Below are 14,685 nucleotides of genomic sequence, written 5' to 3'. Positions count from 1 at the left end.
TCACCTCGGGTGCGGCAGAGGAAGTCCCGCGAGGTCCTCGGCGGCGCGCTGCTCGGCGGCCTCCGCCCGCGCCGTCGCATCGACGATCCGGGCGGTCAGCCGGCCCGCCGTCGCGCGTACCGCCATCGGCGGGGTCACCGCACCCGACGGCGGTACGACCTCCCCGGCCGGGGTGACCACGAGCCCCGCGAGGCGCGCTTCGGCCACCGCCTCCAGGGCGAGCCGACGCGCCTGCGCGAGGTCGCGCTCTCGGCCCGCAACCGCGGCGGCGATCCGGGTGTAGGCGTCGTACGCCTCGTCGAGCTGGCGGACCAGGCGGCGGAGGACCTCGTCGGTCTCCTGCTGGCCGGAACCGGCCTGCCAGTGGCCGGGAAGCAGGCGATGCAGCCGGCGCAGCTCGTCGGCGGCCTCACCGACCACCTGCGCCGCCCGCGTCCACCGCTCGCCCTGGTCGGCGTGGCCCGGAGGTGGCACGGCCACCAACCGCGAGTAGGGAAAGGCCACCGTGCCGTCCGTCGTCATCCGTCGCCACTGCGAGCGAATCGGGCCCATATCTCGCCCTCCGTGACGGAGACCGAACCCGCGACGGTACGGATGACATCGGCGAACTGGTGCAGCTCACCGGCGAGTCGGGGCAACTCGTCGAGCCAGGCCACGATGGGGGCCGGCGGATTCTCATCGGCGGGGGACTCGACCGCGCCGAGCCGGTGCGCGACGGTGTCGACGTCGAAGGCGACCTGCCGGAGACCCTCGGGATCCAGGTCGAGTGATCCGTCGCTCATGGTGTGCCCACCTCCCGGCAGCGCCTCGCACCGGCGCGGGCGCCCTCGGCGCGGCCGGGCCGGTCAGCTCTGCTCACGGTACAGGTCAGAGTGGCCAGTGCTGGGAGACGATGTCGATGACGCCCCGCCTTCACGGTGGGCAGCAGCGCGTCGAGCCGCTCGGCGAGGCCGCGTTGTACTGCACGAAGGCCGCGTTGTCGCTCGCCATCGCCTGCTGACCACCAGGGATCGTGTTGTGGACCACGACCGACCGGGTGGCTGATCCGGGGTCGCCATCCTGGGCGTCCGGCCCGGGTCGGCGAGGATTGCCGAGCGGATCCGGCAGGGAGTGGCCCGGCCGGCGTCGGCCTGCGGTCAGTGGGCCTCGGGTACGGCCATCTCGCCGAGCAGCGACCAGTCCTGCTGCTCGACTGTGGAGTTGACGATGCGCGGCGTCTCGGCCAGGTGCGGCGGCAGCGTCTCCTGCGCGGCGCGGAAGTGGGCAGACTGGACGTGTGCCGCGCCTGCCTCGTTGTCACGGAAGGCCTCGACCAGGACGTACTCGGTCGAGTCGTCGACGCTGCGGGACCAGTCGAACCACAGGCAGCCGGGCTCGGCGCGGGTCGCCTCGGTGAACGCGGCGGCGATCTGCGGCCACTGGTCGGCGTGCTCGGGCAGCACCCGGAACTTCGCGGTAATGAAAATCATGGGCTGAAGGCTACCCAGCGGCGTCGACCGAGCGCTCAGGACGCCTCACGGACGCGCGAGTCGGCCAGCCACACCTCGGCCAGGTCGCTGAGCGCGACGCCGAGGACCTCGCTGAGGCAGACCACGGTGCCGAACGCGGGTGCCGGAAGCCGGCCCACCTCTATCTTGCGCAGCGTCTCCGGTGACATGCCGGCCGCCAGCGCCACCTCGACGAGGCTGCGGCCGCCCCGGGCGACCCGAAGCGCCGCCCCGAGGCGTTGCCCCGCGGCGATCTGTTCCGGTGTGAGGGGTGGGCGAACCATGTGAGCAGGATAGATGCGCCGGCACGGGGCGGCAATGTCGACCCGCCGACCCCCCCTGCCCGACGTGGTATAAATATACCGCACCGGAGATGAGAGGGCTGATCGTGATCGAGCTTAAGACCGCTGCGGAAGTCGATCGAATGGCCGTGACAGGCCAGTTCGTCGGCGAGCTGCTGGCCGAACTGCGTGCGGTGGCGGCCGTCGGGGTCAACCTACTTGACCTGGAGCACCACGCCCGCCGCCGGATCAGGGAGCGGGGCGCCGAGTCCTGCTACTGGGACTACACGCCGTCGTTCGGTCGTGGCCCGTTCCGCAACGTGCTGTGCCTCTCGGTCAACGACGCGGTGCTGCACGGTCTGCCGCACGACTACGTCCTGCGCGACGGTGACCTGCTGAGCATCGACATGGCCGTCGGAATCGACGGCTGGGCCGCCGACTCCGCGCTGTCCGTCATCGTCGGCACCCCCAGCCCGGCCGACCTGAAGCTGATCGAGGCCACCGAGGTCGCGCTGGCGGCCGGCGTCGACGCCGCGCGGCCGGGCAACCAGCTCGGCGACATCTCCGCCGCCATCGGCGAGGTCGCCCGTCGCTACGGCTACCAGGTCAACGACGAGTTCGGCGGCCACGGCATCGGCCGGACCATGCACGAGGCGCCACACGTGCCCAACAGCGGCCGACCCGGGCGGGGGATGACGCTCAAGCCCGGCCTGACGCTCGCGATCGAGCCGTGGTTCTGTCGCAGCACCGGCAAGATCAAATTTGACCAGGACGGGTGGACGATCCGGTCCGCTGACGGCTCGCGCACGGCCCACTCGGAGCACACGGTCGCGGTCACCGAGGTCGGCCCCCGGGTGCTGACCAGCCGCCCCGGCCAGGGCGTACGGCCGGACAGCCGCAGCGGGCAGTCGGCCGCGACGTCCTGACGAGCGCCGCCGTGGCCGGTGTCCAACGTCTCCGGGTCATCCTGACTCGATCGGGATCGTGACCGTGGCCCGGGTCGGGCCGCCGACCGGGCTGTCCAGCGTCAGGCGGGCGTCGATGGCGTCGAGTCGGCCGATGATGCCGCGCAGGCCGGTGCCGCGGCTCGGGTCGGCGCCGCCGCAGCCGTTGTCGTCGACGTGGATCCGTAGCAGGTCGCCGACCAGGTCGTCGAAGGTCACGCACGCCGCGGTGGCGCCGCTGTGTTTCGCCACGTTGGCCAGGGCTTCGGCCACCGCGAAGTACGCCGCCGTCTGCACCGCCGGTGGGAGCTGCGCGGGCGGGTCGCCGGCGACGGTGACGGGCACGGCGAGGTCGAGCGCCAGGGCGCGAACGGCGTCACCGAGGCCGCGGTCGGCGAGGACCGCCGGGTGGATGCTCTGGGTGACGGTGCGAAGGTCGTCGAGGGCGGCGGTCGCCGTGGCGCGGGCCTCCGCCAGCAGCTGCGCGGCGCCGTCGATGTCGCGGCGCAGCAGCTCCCCGGCCAGGCCGAGGGTCAGCGCCAGGGACACCAGGCGGGCCTGGGCCCCGTCGTGCAGGTCGCGCTCGATCCGTTTCAGCTCGGCCGCCTGCTGGTCCACGGCGCTGCGGCGGGAGCGGGTGAGCGTGGCGATCCGCTCGGTGAGTTCCCGCTCCCGGGCGCCGGGAGGGCGGCTGACCACCCAGGCGTGCAGCCCCACGATCGTCGCCATGCCGAGCAGCGTCCAGAACGGCCAGAAGTAGCCGCCGCCGGTGAGCACCCAGACGCTGAGGTCGGCGCACCCGATCAGGGTGCAGGCGGCGGCGTCGAGGGCGAGCCACAGACGCCGGCCCGGTGGCACCCGCAGGGCCCGCCGCAGCAGGAACCGGCCGAGCAGGACGATCCCGACGGCGAAGTACACCCATCGGGGCCAGAACACGCCGCGGCCGGTGACCAGCCACGCGACAGTGGCCGCGACGCAGAGCGTCCCGGCCACGGTCCTGCGGGTGATGGCGGTCATCGGCGGGCGGTGCGGTAGGTGACGCGTCGCAGCAGCGTCTCCGCCGGCCCCCGGTGACCCGTGACGCTCAGAGCCCAGGCGACGGCCAGCGAGACCAGCCAGGTGACGAGCGCCGCGCCGGCGGCGGCGTACGTGCCGTCCAGATGCAGCGCGAACGGCGCGAACAGGACCAGCCACACCGCGGACTGCGACAGGTATCCGCTCAGCGACCGTTGCCCGAGCGCGACCACCGGGGCGAACAGGGTACGACCGCGACGGGCGCGGTCGAGGCGCAGTGCCAGCAGGCCGAACAACGCCACGTAGCCGGGCCCGCCGTACTCGCCGCTCACCGCGTGGACCAGTGCCATCGCCTCGACCGTAGCGGCGTCGACGTGCACGGCGCCAGCGGCGACGAGCGTGTAGGGGAGCGCGCCGACGACGGAGATGCCGAGGCAGCCGACAGTGACGCGGCGCAGCAGCGTGCGGTGCGCGGCGGGGTTCTCCAGGACGCGTCGCCGGCCCGCCCAGATGCCCAACCACACGATGACGATGAACGGGAGCACGGTGGCCGTGTGCACCGGCCACTCGGCGAGGCGGTCGAGGACGGACTGGCCGTACGACGAGGCGGCGAGCGACGGGTTCGGCGTGTTGGTGAGGACGGCGTCGCCGCCGCGCGCGCCGACGAGCGCGGTCACCGCCAGGACCACGGCGTACGCGGTCTGGATGCCCCACAGCCACAGCACGACGCGGTGGAACCGGTCGCCGCGACGCAGCAACAGCAGGGTGGCGGCGATACCGACGATGCCGTACGCGCCGAGGAAGTCCCCGAAGTACAGCAGCGCCGCGTGGAACAGGCCGAAGACGATCAGGGCGGCGTTGCGCCGCAGCAGGATCCGCCGTGCGCCGTCGCCGTGGCGCCGGGCGATCTGCACGAGGCCGTACCCGAACATGACGGCGAAGACCGGGTAGGCGCGGCTGTCGACGACCATCGCCAGGACGGCGTTGACGACGCGCTGCGCGCCGTGCGGCGTGCCGTCCAGGCCGGGCTGGCCGGCGAACGCGGCGTTCGCGGCGTTCGCGAGCGCGATGAAGAGCAGCATGACGCCGCGGGCGAGGTCGGGAGCGAGAGCGCGGTCGGCCCGGGGAACGGGGCCCGCGTGGAGGGCCCTCGTGCTTGTGGTTGCGGTCATGTCCTCAGGCTCGTCGCCGACGAGACCCGTTTCGAGGAGCCTGGAACCCCTCCCGTGGTGGTACCAGTACCCCTATGCGTCGAGGTAGGCGAGGACGGCGAGGACGCGCCTGTTGTCGTCCTCGGACGACTGCAGCCCGAGCTTGGCGAAGATGCTGTTGGTGTGCTTCGCGACGGCCTTCTCCGTGATGAACAGGGCCGCGCCGATCGCCGCGTTGGACCGGCCCTGCGCCATCTGCCCGAGCACCTCCCGCTCGCGGGGCGTCAACCGGTCCAGGGGCAGCACCCGCGTCCGGCTGTCGAGCAGCTTCGCCACCACTGTCGGGTCGAGCGCGGTGCCGCCGGCGGCGACCCTTCGGACCGCGGCGACGAACTCGCCGAGGTCGGACACCCGGTCCTTGAGCAGGTAGCCGATCCCGCCGTGACCGTCGGCGAGCAGCTCCCGCGCGTACAGCCGCTCCACGTACTGCGAGAGCACCAGCACCGGCAGCCCCGGCACCTCGGCCCGCGCCGCGAGCGCGGCCCGCAGACCCTCATCGGTGTACGTCGGCGGCAGCCGCACGTCGACGACTGCCACGTCGGGGCGCCGCGCGACGAGTTCGGTGAGCAGGTCCGGCCCGCTGCCCACGGCGGCGACCACCTCGAAGCCGTGGGCCTCCAACAGCCGGATCAACCCGTCCCGCAACAACACCAGGTCCTCCGCCACCACCACCCGCACCCGGCAACGGTAGCGGTCCCGCCGTCGGGCGTGGGTACGCGCAGTCAGCGCAGGCCGGCGAAGAGGTCGTCCTCGGGCACCGGCGCGTCGGTGGTGTCCCGCACCCGGACGAAGGTCTCCCTGCCCATCAGCTCGGTGAACCGCTCCTGGCCCAGCTGGAGGAAGAAGATGTTCTCGGTCTGGCTGGCGTGCGCGGCAAGCGCCTCGAACTTCTGCGCGCCGTAGCTCCGCGTGTCGACCCAGGTGGTGATCTCGTCGTCGGGCAGCCCCAGCTCGGGCTCGCCGGACGACGGGTCCGGCTCGGCCCACTCGACGCCCAGCTCCTTCATGATCCGGCCGAACTCGGTGAACGCCGTCCGCGGCACGGTGGTCCAGTAGACCTTCGCGGGGACGTCGGTCTGCGCGACGGCGGCCATGGTGATGCGGTGCGCCTGGATGTGGTCCGGGTGGCCGTAGAAGCCGTTCTCGTCGTAGGTGACGATGACGTCCGGCCGGTAGCGGCGGATGAGGTCGGCGAGCCGGTCCGCGGCCTCTGCCACAGGCGTCGTCCAGAAGGAGCCGGGCTGGTCGTTCGTCGACCACCCCATCATCCCCGAGTCGGCGTAGCCCAGAGTCTCCAGGTGGGTGACCTTCAACGTCGCGCAGCTGGCCTCCAGCTCGGTCTGACGCATCGCCACGACGGCGGCCGGGTCGTGGCCGGGCTCGCCGGGCTTGACCCCGCCGGGGCCGTCGCCGCACCGCCCGTCGGTGCAGGTCACGAGGACCGTCGTGACGCCTTCGGCGGCATACCGGGCAAGGACGCCACCTGTGCTCGTCGCCTCGTCGTCGGGGTGGGCGTGCACCGCCATCAGGGTCAGGGATCGCTCAGCCATGCCATCACCCTACGACCAGGGTCGCGCACGCACGGCGAGTGTCCTGTTCGGGGACGCATTCTAGCCATTCGCCCGACAGCACTGCCGTTCTTGCGCAACCCGCTGTCGGGCGGCTCGCGGCTCCCTACGCTTTCGGGGCTGGGCCGGTGGTCCGGGGCCGCATGGCGACAGCGGAGATCAGGCGAAGAGGGGGACCCGTTCCATGGCATTGTTCGATGACGTGCGACAGATCGACGCCGGGGTCCTGAACGTCGGATACGTGGACGCCGGCCCGGCCGACGGCGCCCCGGTGATCCTCCTGCACGGCTGGCCGTACGACATCCACAGCTTCGCCGACGTCGTGCCGCTGCTCACCGGCGCAGGCCACCGGGTCGTCGTGCCGTACCTGCGGGGTTTCGGCACGACGAGGTTCCGGTCCGACGACGCCCTGCGCAACGGCGAACCGGCGGCCCTGGGGCTCGACCTCGTCGCACTCATGGACGCCCTGGACATCGACAGCGCGAAGCTGGCCGGGTTCGACTGGGGCGCGCGTACGGCCGATGTCGTGGCCGCCCTGTGGCCGGAGCGCTGCCGGGGTCTGGTGTCGGTCAGCGGCTATCTGATCGACGGCCAGGAATCGGGCCGGACGCCGCTGCCGCCGAAGGCCGAGTTCTCCTGGTGGTACCAGTACTACTTCGCCACCGAGCGCGGGCGGCAGGGGTACGACAAGAACCGCCGCGACTTCGCCCGGCTGATCTGGCAGACCGCGTCGCCGCGGTGGACGTTCGACGACGCGACCTTCGAGCGCAGCGCCGCCGCGTTCGACAACCCCGACCACGTCGACGTCGTGATCCACAACTATCGCTGGCGGCTGGCCCTCGCCGAGGGCGAACCGCAGTACGACGAGGTGGAGAAGCGCCTGGCCGCCAAGCCGACGATCACGGTGCCCAGCATCAGCCTGGAGGGGGACGCCAACGGCGCGCCCCACCTGGATCCCAGTGTCTACGGTAAGCAGTTCGCCGGCCGGTACGAGCACCGGACCGTCGGCGGCGGCATCGGGCACAACCTGCCCCAGGAGGCGCCCCGGGCGTTCGCCGACGCGGTCCTGGAGGTCTGAGCCCGCGCCTACGAGGTGATCCGGAAGGTGGCGTCCTGCCGCTCGGCGGCGCTGGAACCGGCGCTCAGCGGGTCGATGCGCAGCAGGTAGTTGGCGTGTCGCAGGTAGCGGGTCGGGAAGTTGTAGGAGCGGAACGACGTCCACGCGGCGTCGGCCAGGCCGGCGGTGCGGTAGAAGGTCGCGTCGGCGCGGAACACGGAGCTGTTGTCGTTGACCTCCAGCCGGACCTCGTAGTTGTAGTGACGCAGGAAGTAGCCGGGCTTGTTCACCGACTCGAACGACACCCCGGCGGAGTCGGCGAGACCGGAAACCATCCGCCAGAGCTGATCCTGGTACGGGTCGAACGGGTACGTGTCGACGCGGGCCACGTAGTTGTAGTGCCGCACGTAACGGTCGGGCAGGTTGGAGGACTTCAGCCGGACCCAGTTCGGCGTTCCCCACCGCGAGACGAGGCCGTTGTACTCCGCGTCGGTGATCCCGGTCATCGACCCGTGCTTCGCGTTCAGCGGTGGGGTGTAGTCGCGCTGGTTCAGCGGCGTCCAGGAGTTGCCCCCGATGGCTGTGGTCGACCAGGCGTAGAAGTCGTTGTTGATCGGGCTGTACGAGTCGCCCCACAGGCGCCAGCCGCTGCCGTCGACCGCCTTGACCAGCAGCGGCGCCTCGATGCCGCTGCCCTGGAGGAGCCCGGAGGTGTACGTGGTGAAGCTGTTCGGCGTGCCGGTGCTGGACCGGGCGCCGTAGAGGTTCCCGTTGGCGAGGTTCTTGTAGTAGAGGTAGGTGGTGCCGCCGTCCACCACGACATCGCCGTCGAGGACGCCGAAACCCGGGCTGAAGAACACCTGCGGCGAGCTGACCGTCCGGAAGTCGCTCGTGTAGTTGACCAGGAACACGTCCTGGCCGTTGTTCGCCGAGTAGACGATGGCGTACTGCCCGCGGGCGGCGTCCCAGAAGGCGGTGGGCGCCCACGTGTGGGTGTTCAGGGTGTGCATCCGGATCCGCCGGTAGCCGGTGAAGCTGGTCAGGTCGGTCGAGTCCCAGACGTGCAGGTACTGGCTGGTCTGGTTCCAGTTGGTGCCCTTGAGGTCCGTGGCCAGTACCACGAAGGTGCCGTCGGTCCTGCGGAACACGAACGGGTCCCGCAGGCCCAGCTGGCCGGCGGTCGGCGTGACGACTGGGTTGTTCTGGTTCAGCGGGGTCCAGTTGAGACCGTCGCGGCTGACGGCGAGGTGCAGGCCGTAGTCCGCGCCCAGAGCCTGCGGCGACTCGGTGAAGTAGGCCATCGCGTAACAGGTGTTCGGCGCGGCGAGGGCCGTGCGGGGGAGGGTCAGCGCGCCGGTGGCGGCGGCAGCGGTGGACAGTGCGCCCAGGGTGAACGCGCGTCGGGTCAGAGGCACGGCGGTGGCCTTTCTGCGGCGGGACGGGGTGGGGTGGGGCGGCGGTGGGGCGGAGCGGCGGTGGGGTGGGGCGGCGGTGACCGGCGCCCGTGCCGCGGCTCGGCCGACCTGCTGCGACGGCTCCGCAGGGGCGCGCATTCCATCAGACTCTATCGATGTGATCGCTAACATACGGCGTCGCTCGACGCGCCCGCAACCCCTCGCGCCGACGACCCGGCGCGCACCCGGCGACCGGGCGCCCCAGCACCCGGCGACCGGACCTCCCAGCACCGAGCGACCGGACTCTCAGCGACCGGATGTCCTCAGCGACCGACCGGACCCTTCAGCGGCCGGAGGCTGGCCGTCCACGCCGCCGCCGGCTCGGCGCGGCCGCTGGTTCCGGGCGTTCGGTGCGGGTCGGGTCGCCCCGCACGAGGTCGTCGTGGATACGCCGGCGGGCGGTGGTGACCGCGCGGCGGGCCGCCTCGTCGCCGCGCTCGACACGCTGCCGTAGCAGGTGCAGGGCGATGCGCCGGTTGAGGCTGAACTGCCGTTCGTCGTCCACCACCACGACGAGACCCGAGGGGCGGTGGGTGGCGCGTACCGCAGTGCTGGCCTTGTTGCGGTGCTGGCCGCCGGGACCGCCGGTGCGGCACCCGACGACGTCGACGTCGGCCTCGGCGAACGTCGTCGTCGGCGCGTCGCTGGGCGGCGGCTGAGCTGTCACGTACCAGTTCTTCCGACCGGCGCTCGTCCGGTAGGGGCTGGGCGCCTGCCAGCAGAGCGTGCCCGTCCAGGAGGTGGCGAACGCCTCGACGTCGGCGCCGGACATCCGGATCAGCGCCGACCGGTAGGTGCCGGGCCGGTCACCGGGCACCACGTGGACCCGCTGGACCGTTACGCCCCGCCGGGTGGCGTCGTCCTCAAGGCGGCGCAGGAGTTGGGCGAGCGCCCAGGCGCACTCCCGCGGGCCACGGCCGGCGGACAGCAGCAGCTGCGCGCTCACGACCGACCCCGCCCGCGGGGCTTGTCGCGCCGATCCGACCGCGATGCGTTTCCCGCGTCCGGCGTCTTGTAGGTGACCAGGGGGATCGTGGTGGCCACAGGCGTGGCGAGCCGGTGCTCGACGAGATCGCCGATCACCTGCTCGATCCGCTTGTACGCCGTGGGCGCCTCCTCGAAGAGCAACTGGCGGTCGCCGCAGACCACCAGGGAACCCACAGGCGTACGCCGCAGCTCCTCGACCGTGTGCTTGGCCCGGCCCCGGTGCAACGCGTCGGCGCGGGACATCTTGCGGCCCGCGCCGTGCGCCACCGAGTGGTTGGCGTCCGCCCCGGAATGGGCGGCCACGAGGTACGACGCGGTGCCCCGCGTGCCGGCGACGAGCACGTCGCGGCCGTCGCCGGGCGCCGCCCCCTTGCGGTGCAGGTAGACGCCGTCGCGTACCTCGACCAGGTTGTGGCACTGGTCGACGACAGGCTCGGTCGGCTCGGCCCCCAGGGCGTACGCGACCCGGGCGGCAAGCAGCCGTCGGTTGAGCGAGCCCCAGCGCACCGCCTCGTCGTGCCGGGCCAGGTAGTCGGCCGGATCCGCGGCGGGGCCCGCCCCGTGCGCCTCGGTGTGCGTCCGCAGGATCCGCTCGCCCAGGCCCCGCGAGCCGCTGTGCACGACGAGGACGAGGTCACCGGTGCTCAGCCCGAGCCGGTGCGCGTGGTCCGGTGCGAAGACGGTGTCCACGCGTGCCAGCTCGACGAAGTGGTTGCCCCGGCCGACCGTGCCGAGACCGTCCAGATGACCGGCGGGAACGTCGCCCGCGACGACGGCCCAGGCCCTGTCGTCGGCGTCCCGCTCCGGGTCGAGCGCGCGGTCGAGGTCGGGGAACCGGGCAGCCAGCCGCTCGGGTACGACGCGCCGGAGTCGAATGGGGAACACCGCGATACCGCAGCCGATGTCGGAGCCCACCAGGAACGGGTACAGCACGGTCGACGCCATGGCCGCGCCGATCGGGGCGCCCTTGCCCGGGTGCAGGTCCGGCATGCCGGCAACGTGGATCATGCCGTCGAGGGCGGCGACCCGCCGACACTGGTCCAGGGCTGCGGACTCGATCCAACTGGAGGGGGACGCGAACACGGCGACGGTGGCCGGGGCGGACGGGAACAGGGACTCCCGAGGGGAGTGGTGCTCAGACAACGACGCTCACTTCTCGTTCAAGCGAAAGGGACGGACGGCAATACGGCGCCGGTCGGCTCGGCGAAACGGCCTCGGCGCGGTGCTCAGGTGGTGTCCGTCAGTACGTCATGGGCACCACTCTGGCGACGCCCGTCGGCTGTGGCAACCGATTATCGACCGGGGCCCACGCCTGTCCGGCCGCACGGAAGCGGCTGGCCAGGCACGATTGCCGCCGAGTGACATGTGTCGGATGGATGATGGTCCGCGGGCGAGGGGGCGGGTCATCATCCGGGAATGCTGACGGGGCGTGACGGCCTGCTCGCGGAGGCCCGCACCGCGCTGGTGCGGGCCGACGGCGCCGTCCTCATCGGTCCGGCGGGGGTCGGCCGCACCGCCCTCGCCCGGGCTGTCGTCGCCGACCTGACGCCCCGGCTCTTCGCCGCCGTGTGGATCACCGCCACCGAGGCGAGCAAGGCGGTGCCCTTCGGCGCGCTCGGTCAACTCCTCGCCGGCGGCCACCCCGCCCTGCACCCGGCCCTCGTGCACAGCACCGTGCGGGCCAGCCTGGCGCAGCGGTGCGGCGCCACCCGTACCCCGGTCCTGGTCATCGACGACGCCCATCTGCTCGACGGGCCGTCCGCAGGCGTGCTGCTCGGTCTCGTCCAGGCCCGTGCCGTCCGCGCCGTGGTCACCGTCCGGTCGGGGGTTTCGGCCCCGGACGCGGTCGTCGCGCTGTGGAAGGACGCGGGACTGCCGCGGCTGATGGTGCCCGCCCTGGCCGAGGCCGAGGTCGGCGCGCTTGCCGAGGAGCTGTTGGCAGGCCCGGTCAGTCGATCCACCACCCAGCTGCTGTGGCAGTGGACGGGCGGACTGCCGCATCTCGCGGTGGCGTTGATCGACCACGGGCGGGAGGTCGGTTCGCTGGTGCGCGACACCGACCAGTGGCGCTGGCGTGCCGTCCTGGCGGTGCCGGCGCAGGTGGCCGACCTGCTCGACCGGGAACTGGAGGGAATCGGCCGCACCGGCGAGGAGGCGCTGGCCGCGCTGGCGCTGGGTGGGCCGCTGCCGCTGTCCGTCGTGGAGGCCGCCGCGTCGCCGGAACTGCTCGCCGATCTCGAACAGCTCGGCATGGTCCGCAGCGAGGAGCGCGGGCAGCAGATCCTGGTGCGGTTGCGTGATCCGATGCTCGGCGCCGCGGTTCGTCGGCGGATGTCGCCCGCGCGGCGTCGGCGCGTGTCCGCCGCGCTGCTGACCAGCACACGGCAGACGACCCTGCACGGCACACACGAGATGGCAAGCGCCCTCTGGGCGGTGCACGCCGGGCAACCGATCGGCCCGCCGGAGCTGGTCAGGTCGGCCAGCCTCTGCCTGTACGCCGACCCGGCCGCCTCGGAACAACTGGCCCGGCGTGCCTGGCAGGAGGGCGGCGGAGCCTCGGCGGCGGTCGCGCTCAGCGCCGCCCTCGTCGAGCAGGGCCGCGCCGTCGAGGCGTACGAGACACTGCGGGCCGCCGAGCGGGACGCCGAGGCGGTCGGCGACCGGGCCGCCCGGGTGACTGTGGGAACGGCGCTGGCCGGACACCGCACCTGGGTCGGGCGCGAGCCACGGCAGGCGTACGACGATCTGCGGCGACTGCGCGCGGACGCCGAGGCGGCCGGTGACCTGGCCGGGCGGGCGGAGCTTGCCGCGGTCGGGGTTGTCGTCCAGTTGTTCAGCGGCGAGGCCGGGCGGGCGCTGCACCGCGCACGGGATCTGTTAGGGGAGTCGCTGCCCCGCGGCGCGCACCTGCGGGTCACCCTGGCGTCGGTCGCCGCGCTGGTGCTGACCGGCCGCACCGAGGAGGCGGTACGTGTGGGCCGTGCGGTGGTCGCCGCGGTCGAGCGGTCCGGCTCGTCGGCGTTGCCGCAGGTCCGGGGCATGGCCGGGGCGGCGCTGGCGTTGGCCGAGCTGTGGCGGCAGCCCATTCCGACCGGTCCGGTCACAGACCCGGCCGCCGGCCGCTGGCCGTTGCCGCCGGACCCGCTCGTCTCCGGTCTGTCGCACACCGCCTGGCCCCTCTTCGACGGGTACGCCCAGCGGGTCAGTGGCGACCGGGCGGGAGCCATCAGCCGGCTCCGGGACGCGGTCGCACAGCAGGCCGGCGGCACCGGGATGTTCCGCTCCGAAGCCACCGGCTGGCTCGCCGTCACCCTGGCCGAGGACGGCCGTCCGGACGAGGCCGAGGCGGTGCTGCGGGACCATCCCGTCGACGCGGTCGCGCTCGTACCGGGACTGCGGCCGTGGGCGCTTGCCGCGATCGCCGCGGCGGCCGGCCGTCGGGTGCGGGCGGGACAGCTGATGAACGAGGCGATCGTCGTCGCCCACGCCTCCGGCTGCTGGCTTGTGGAGCTGGGCTACCTCATCTACGCCGCACACCTGGACCCGGTCGCCGGTCCCGCGCGTTACGCGGGCCGTATCGCCGAGGCCATCGGGTACGTGGACGCCGAGCGGCTCGTCGCCGCCGGGCGGGCGGTGATCGCGTTGGCGGGCCGCAACCCGACAGTGATGCTCGAACACGCCCACCGCCTCGTGGACCTGAACATGACGGGCGAGGCGTTGAAGGTCGCCGACGAACTCGGCCGGCAGGCCGTCACCACCGACAGCGTCCGGCTCGCCGTCGACCTGCGTGCCCGCCTGGGCGCGGCGGTGCACGGGAACCCGGCGACTGTGGCGGGGCTGACCGCGCGTGAGACCCAGATCGCCGGCTTCGCCGCCCGGGGCCTGTCCGACCGGGAGATCGCCGACCAGTTGGTGCTGTCGGTGCGTACCGTGCAGACACATCTGGGCCGGGCGTACCGCAAGCTGGCGGTGACCTCGCGACGGGACCTGTCCGACGCGTTGCGGCCGGTCGGCTGACCACGCGGCGGCCGTGGCGCACCGTGCGCCACGGCCGCCGGCCGTCGGTGCGGACGCTAGGAGTTCTTCGTGTAGCAGGTGACCCGCCCGTTGGAGTCCTCGTGGCACTCCGCACCCTTGGCGCCGAGGACGTTGATCGTGCCCGCCAGGACGCTGATGCCCAGCGCGGTCAGGATCCCCATGCCCACCTTCTTGGCCAACTCGGCGAAGTTGGCAGTGACGTCGAGCCGGAAGCTGACAGGCGCGTACCGGATCTGCTCCCACAACTCGGCGATGCGCGGCTCCTGGCCGGTGATGCTGAAGTCGTCGCTGCTGTGGTCGTCGGTGACCCGGCCGCTCGCGATGGCCACGAACACGTTCTTGTTCTGGTCCACCACGTTCGGTCCGGCGGCGAAACTCCAGCTGTGGCTGAGGAGACCGTTCTCGTGCACGTGCCCCTGGAACCAATAGTGGCCGTCGCTCGCCATTCGGAGCCACGCCGTGCCCTTGACGCTTGACGGCAGCAGGCTTCCGGAGAACGTGTGGCTCCACTCCTGCTCCAGCCGGTCCATCGCCGTCCGGGTCGAACCGCCCGGTTGCCCGACCTGTGCGCCGACGTGGCGCAGGGTCAGCGGCGCCCGGATGTCGAGGTACTGGGCGGCGGCAGTGCGGACGCTCGTCATGCC

General features: G+C 72.7%; 15 protein-coding genes. 3 read left to right on the top strand and 12 right to left on the bottom strand.

What is annotated here, in order from left to right; translation table 11 throughout:
• The 4 genes from OOJ91_RS30700 to OOJ91_RS30685 all read right to left on the bottom strand — a co-directional run bounded on the left by OOJ91_RS30700 (position 1) and on the right by OOJ91_RS30685 (position 1,771).
• Positions 1-522, bottom strand: a complete 522-nt coding sequence (locus tag OOJ91_RS30700; RefSeq protein WP_266250487.1) for a hypothetical protein — start codon at positions 520-522, stop codon at positions 1-3.
• Positions 519-782: a hypothetical protein gene (locus OOJ91_RS30695; protein WP_266250484.1), complete on the bottom strand. Its 264-nt coding sequence runs from the start codon at positions 780-782 to the stop codon at positions 519-521. The genes OOJ91_RS30700 and OOJ91_RS30695 overlap by 4 nt, the downstream gene beginning before the upstream one ends.
• A 354-nt stretch (positions 783-1,136) precedes the next feature.
• Positions 1,137-1,469, bottom strand: a complete 333-nt coding sequence (locus OOJ91_RS30690; RefSeq protein ID WP_266250482.1) for a putative quinol monooxygenase — start codon at positions 1,467-1,469, stop codon at positions 1,137-1,139.
• Between the two features lie 35 nt (positions 1,470-1,504).
• Positions 1,505-1,771, bottom strand: a complete 267-nt coding sequence (locus tag OOJ91_RS30685) for a helix-turn-helix domain-containing protein (protein WP_007457542.1) — start codon at positions 1,769-1,771, stop codon at positions 1,505-1,507.
• Between the two features lie 104 nt (positions 1,772-1,875).
• Here OOJ91_RS30685 and map point away from each other — a divergent pair, with 104 nt between their 5' ends.
• A complete protein-coding gene (map, locus tag OOJ91_RS30680) occupies positions 1,876-2,694 on the top strand; it encodes a type I methionyl aminopeptidase (RefSeq protein ID WP_266250479.1) in 819 nt (272 codons plus the stop codon).
• A 36-nt stretch (positions 2,695-2,730) separates the two neighbouring features.
• Here the strand turns inward: map and OOJ91_RS30675 are convergent, their stop codons facing one another.
• The 4 genes from OOJ91_RS30675 to OOJ91_RS30660 form a co-directional block, all read right to left on the bottom strand.
• Positions 2,731-3,729, bottom strand: a complete 999-nt coding sequence (locus OOJ91_RS30675) for a sensor histidine kinase (RefSeq protein ID WP_266250476.1) — start codon at positions 3,727-3,729, stop codon at positions 2,731-2,733.
• On the bottom strand, positions 3,726-4,898 hold the full coding sequence (locus OOJ91_RS30670) for a DUF418 domain-containing protein (protein ID WP_266250473.1): 1,173 nt from the start codon (positions 4,896-4,898) through the stop codon (positions 3,726-3,728). The genes OOJ91_RS30675 and OOJ91_RS30670 overlap by 4 nt, the downstream gene beginning before the upstream one ends.
• 72 nt (positions 4,899-4,970) lie before the next feature.
• Positions 4,971-5,615, bottom strand: coding sequence for a response regulator transcription factor (locus OOJ91_RS30665; protein ID WP_266250471.1), 645 nt, complete (start codon positions 5,613-5,615; stop codon positions 4,971-4,973).
• Between the two features lie 44 nt (positions 5,616-5,659).
• Positions 5,660-6,487: a PIG-L family deacetylase gene (locus OOJ91_RS30660; protein WP_266250468.1), complete on the bottom strand. Its 828-nt coding sequence runs from the start codon at positions 6,485-6,487 to the stop codon at positions 5,660-5,662.
• A 202-nt stretch (positions 6,488-6,689) separates the two neighbouring features.
• On the opposite strand from OOJ91_RS30660, the gene OOJ91_RS30655 reads away from it, so the two are divergent.
• Complete coding sequence (locus tag OOJ91_RS30655; RefSeq protein WP_266250465.1) at positions 6,690-7,583, top strand: alpha/beta fold hydrolase; 894 nt, start codon at positions 6,690-6,692, stop codon at positions 7,581-7,583.
• An 8-nt stretch (positions 7,584-7,591) separates the two neighbouring features.
• Here OOJ91_RS30655 and OOJ91_RS30650 read toward each other — a convergent pair whose 3' ends face one another.
• The 3 genes from OOJ91_RS30650 to OOJ91_RS30640 all read right to left on the bottom strand — a co-directional run bounded on the left by OOJ91_RS30650 (position 7,592) and on the right by OOJ91_RS30640 (position 11,146).
• Positions 7,592-9,115, bottom strand: a complete 1,524-nt coding sequence (locus OOJ91_RS30650) for a glycoside hydrolase family 43 protein (RefSeq protein WP_266250463.1) — start codon at positions 9,113-9,115, stop codon at positions 7,592-7,594.
• A gap of 184 nt (positions 9,116-9,299) precedes the next feature.
• Complete coding sequence (prfH, locus tag OOJ91_RS30645; protein ID WP_266250461.1) at positions 9,300-9,962, bottom strand: peptide chain release factor H; 663 nt, start codon at positions 9,960-9,962, stop codon at positions 9,300-9,302.
• Positions 9,959-11,146 carry an RNA ligase RtcB family protein gene (locus tag OOJ91_RS30640; RefSeq protein ID WP_266250457.1) on the bottom strand — a complete coding sequence of 396 codons (1,188 nt, stop codon included), beginning with the start codon at positions 11,144-11,146 and terminating at the stop codon, positions 9,959-9,961. The genes prfH and OOJ91_RS30640 overlap by 4 nt, the downstream gene beginning before the upstream one ends.
• Before the next feature lie 273 nt (positions 11,147-11,419).
• Here OOJ91_RS30640 and OOJ91_RS30635 point away from each other — a divergent pair, with 273 nt between their 5' ends.
• Positions 11,420-14,020 carry a LuxR C-terminal-related transcriptional regulator gene (locus OOJ91_RS30635; protein ID WP_266250454.1) on the top strand — a complete coding sequence of 867 codons (2,601 nt, stop codon included), beginning with the start codon at positions 11,420-11,422 and terminating at the stop codon, positions 14,018-14,020.
• Between the two features lie 56 nt (positions 14,021-14,076).
• Here OOJ91_RS30635 and OOJ91_RS30630 read toward each other — a convergent pair whose 3' ends face one another.
• A complete protein-coding gene (locus tag OOJ91_RS30630; RefSeq protein WP_266250452.1) occupies positions 14,077-14,682 on the bottom strand; it encodes a hypothetical protein in 606 nt (201 codons plus the stop codon).
• Positions 14,683-14,685: the final 3 nt, after the last annotated feature.

Origin of the sequence: Micromonospora lupini (assembly GCF_026342015.1) — a bacterium.
In the GTDB taxonomy this organism is placed as follows: domain Bacteria; phylum Actinomycetota; class Actinomycetes; order Mycobacteriales; family Micromonosporaceae; genus Micromonospora; species Micromonospora lupini_B.
The sequence above is the reverse complement of the archived record's forward strand: the minus strand, read 5'-3'. Positions and strand labels throughout refer to the sequence as shown.

What these genes read in the sequence shown, in the direction of transcription:
- OOJ91_RS30700 (WP_266250487.1), bottom strand. Translation starts at nt 522, where the DNA reads ATGACGACGGACGGCACGGTGGCCTTTCCCTACTCGCGGTTGGTGGCC.
- OOJ91_RS30695 (WP_266250484.1), bottom strand. Translation starts at nt 782, where the DNA reads ATGAGCGACGGATCACTCGACCTGGATCCCGAGGGTCTCCGGCAGGTC.
- OOJ91_RS30690 (WP_266250482.1), bottom strand. Translation starts at nt 1,469, where the DNA reads ATGATTTTCATTACCGCGAAGTTCCGGGTGCTGCCCGAGCACGCCGAC.
- OOJ91_RS30685 (WP_007457542.1), bottom strand. Translation starts at nt 1,771, where the DNA reads ATGGTTCGCCCACCCCTCACACCGGAACAGATCGCCGCGGGGCAACGC.
- OOJ91_RS30675 (WP_266250476.1), bottom strand. Translation starts at nt 3,729, where the DNA reads ATGACCGCCATCACCCGCAGGACCGTGGCCGGGACGCTCTGCGTCGCG.
- OOJ91_RS30670 (WP_266250473.1), bottom strand. Translation starts at nt 4,898, where the DNA reads ATGACCGCAACCACAAGCACGAGGGCCCTCCACGCGGGCCCCGTTCCC.
- OOJ91_RS30660 (WP_266250468.1), bottom strand. Translation starts at nt 6,487, where the DNA reads ATGGCTGAGCGATCCCTGACCCTGATGGCGGTGCACGCCCACCCCGAC.
- OOJ91_RS30655 (WP_266250465.1), top strand. Translation starts at nt 6,690, where the DNA reads ATGGCATTGTTCGATGACGTGCGACAGATCGACGCCGGGGTCCTGAAC.
- OOJ91_RS30650 (WP_266250463.1), bottom strand. Translation starts at nt 9,115, where the DNA reads ATGCGCGCCCCTGCGGAGCCGTCGCAGCAGGTCGGCCGAGCCGCGGCA.
- OOJ91_RS30635 (WP_266250454.1), top strand. Translation starts at nt 11,420, where the DNA reads ATGCTGACGGGGCGTGACGGCCTGCTCGCGGAGGCCCGCACCGCGCTG.
- OOJ91_RS30630 (WP_266250452.1), bottom strand. Translation starts at nt 14,682, where the DNA reads ATGACGAGCGTCCGCACTGCCGCCGCCCAGTACCTCGACATCCGGGCG.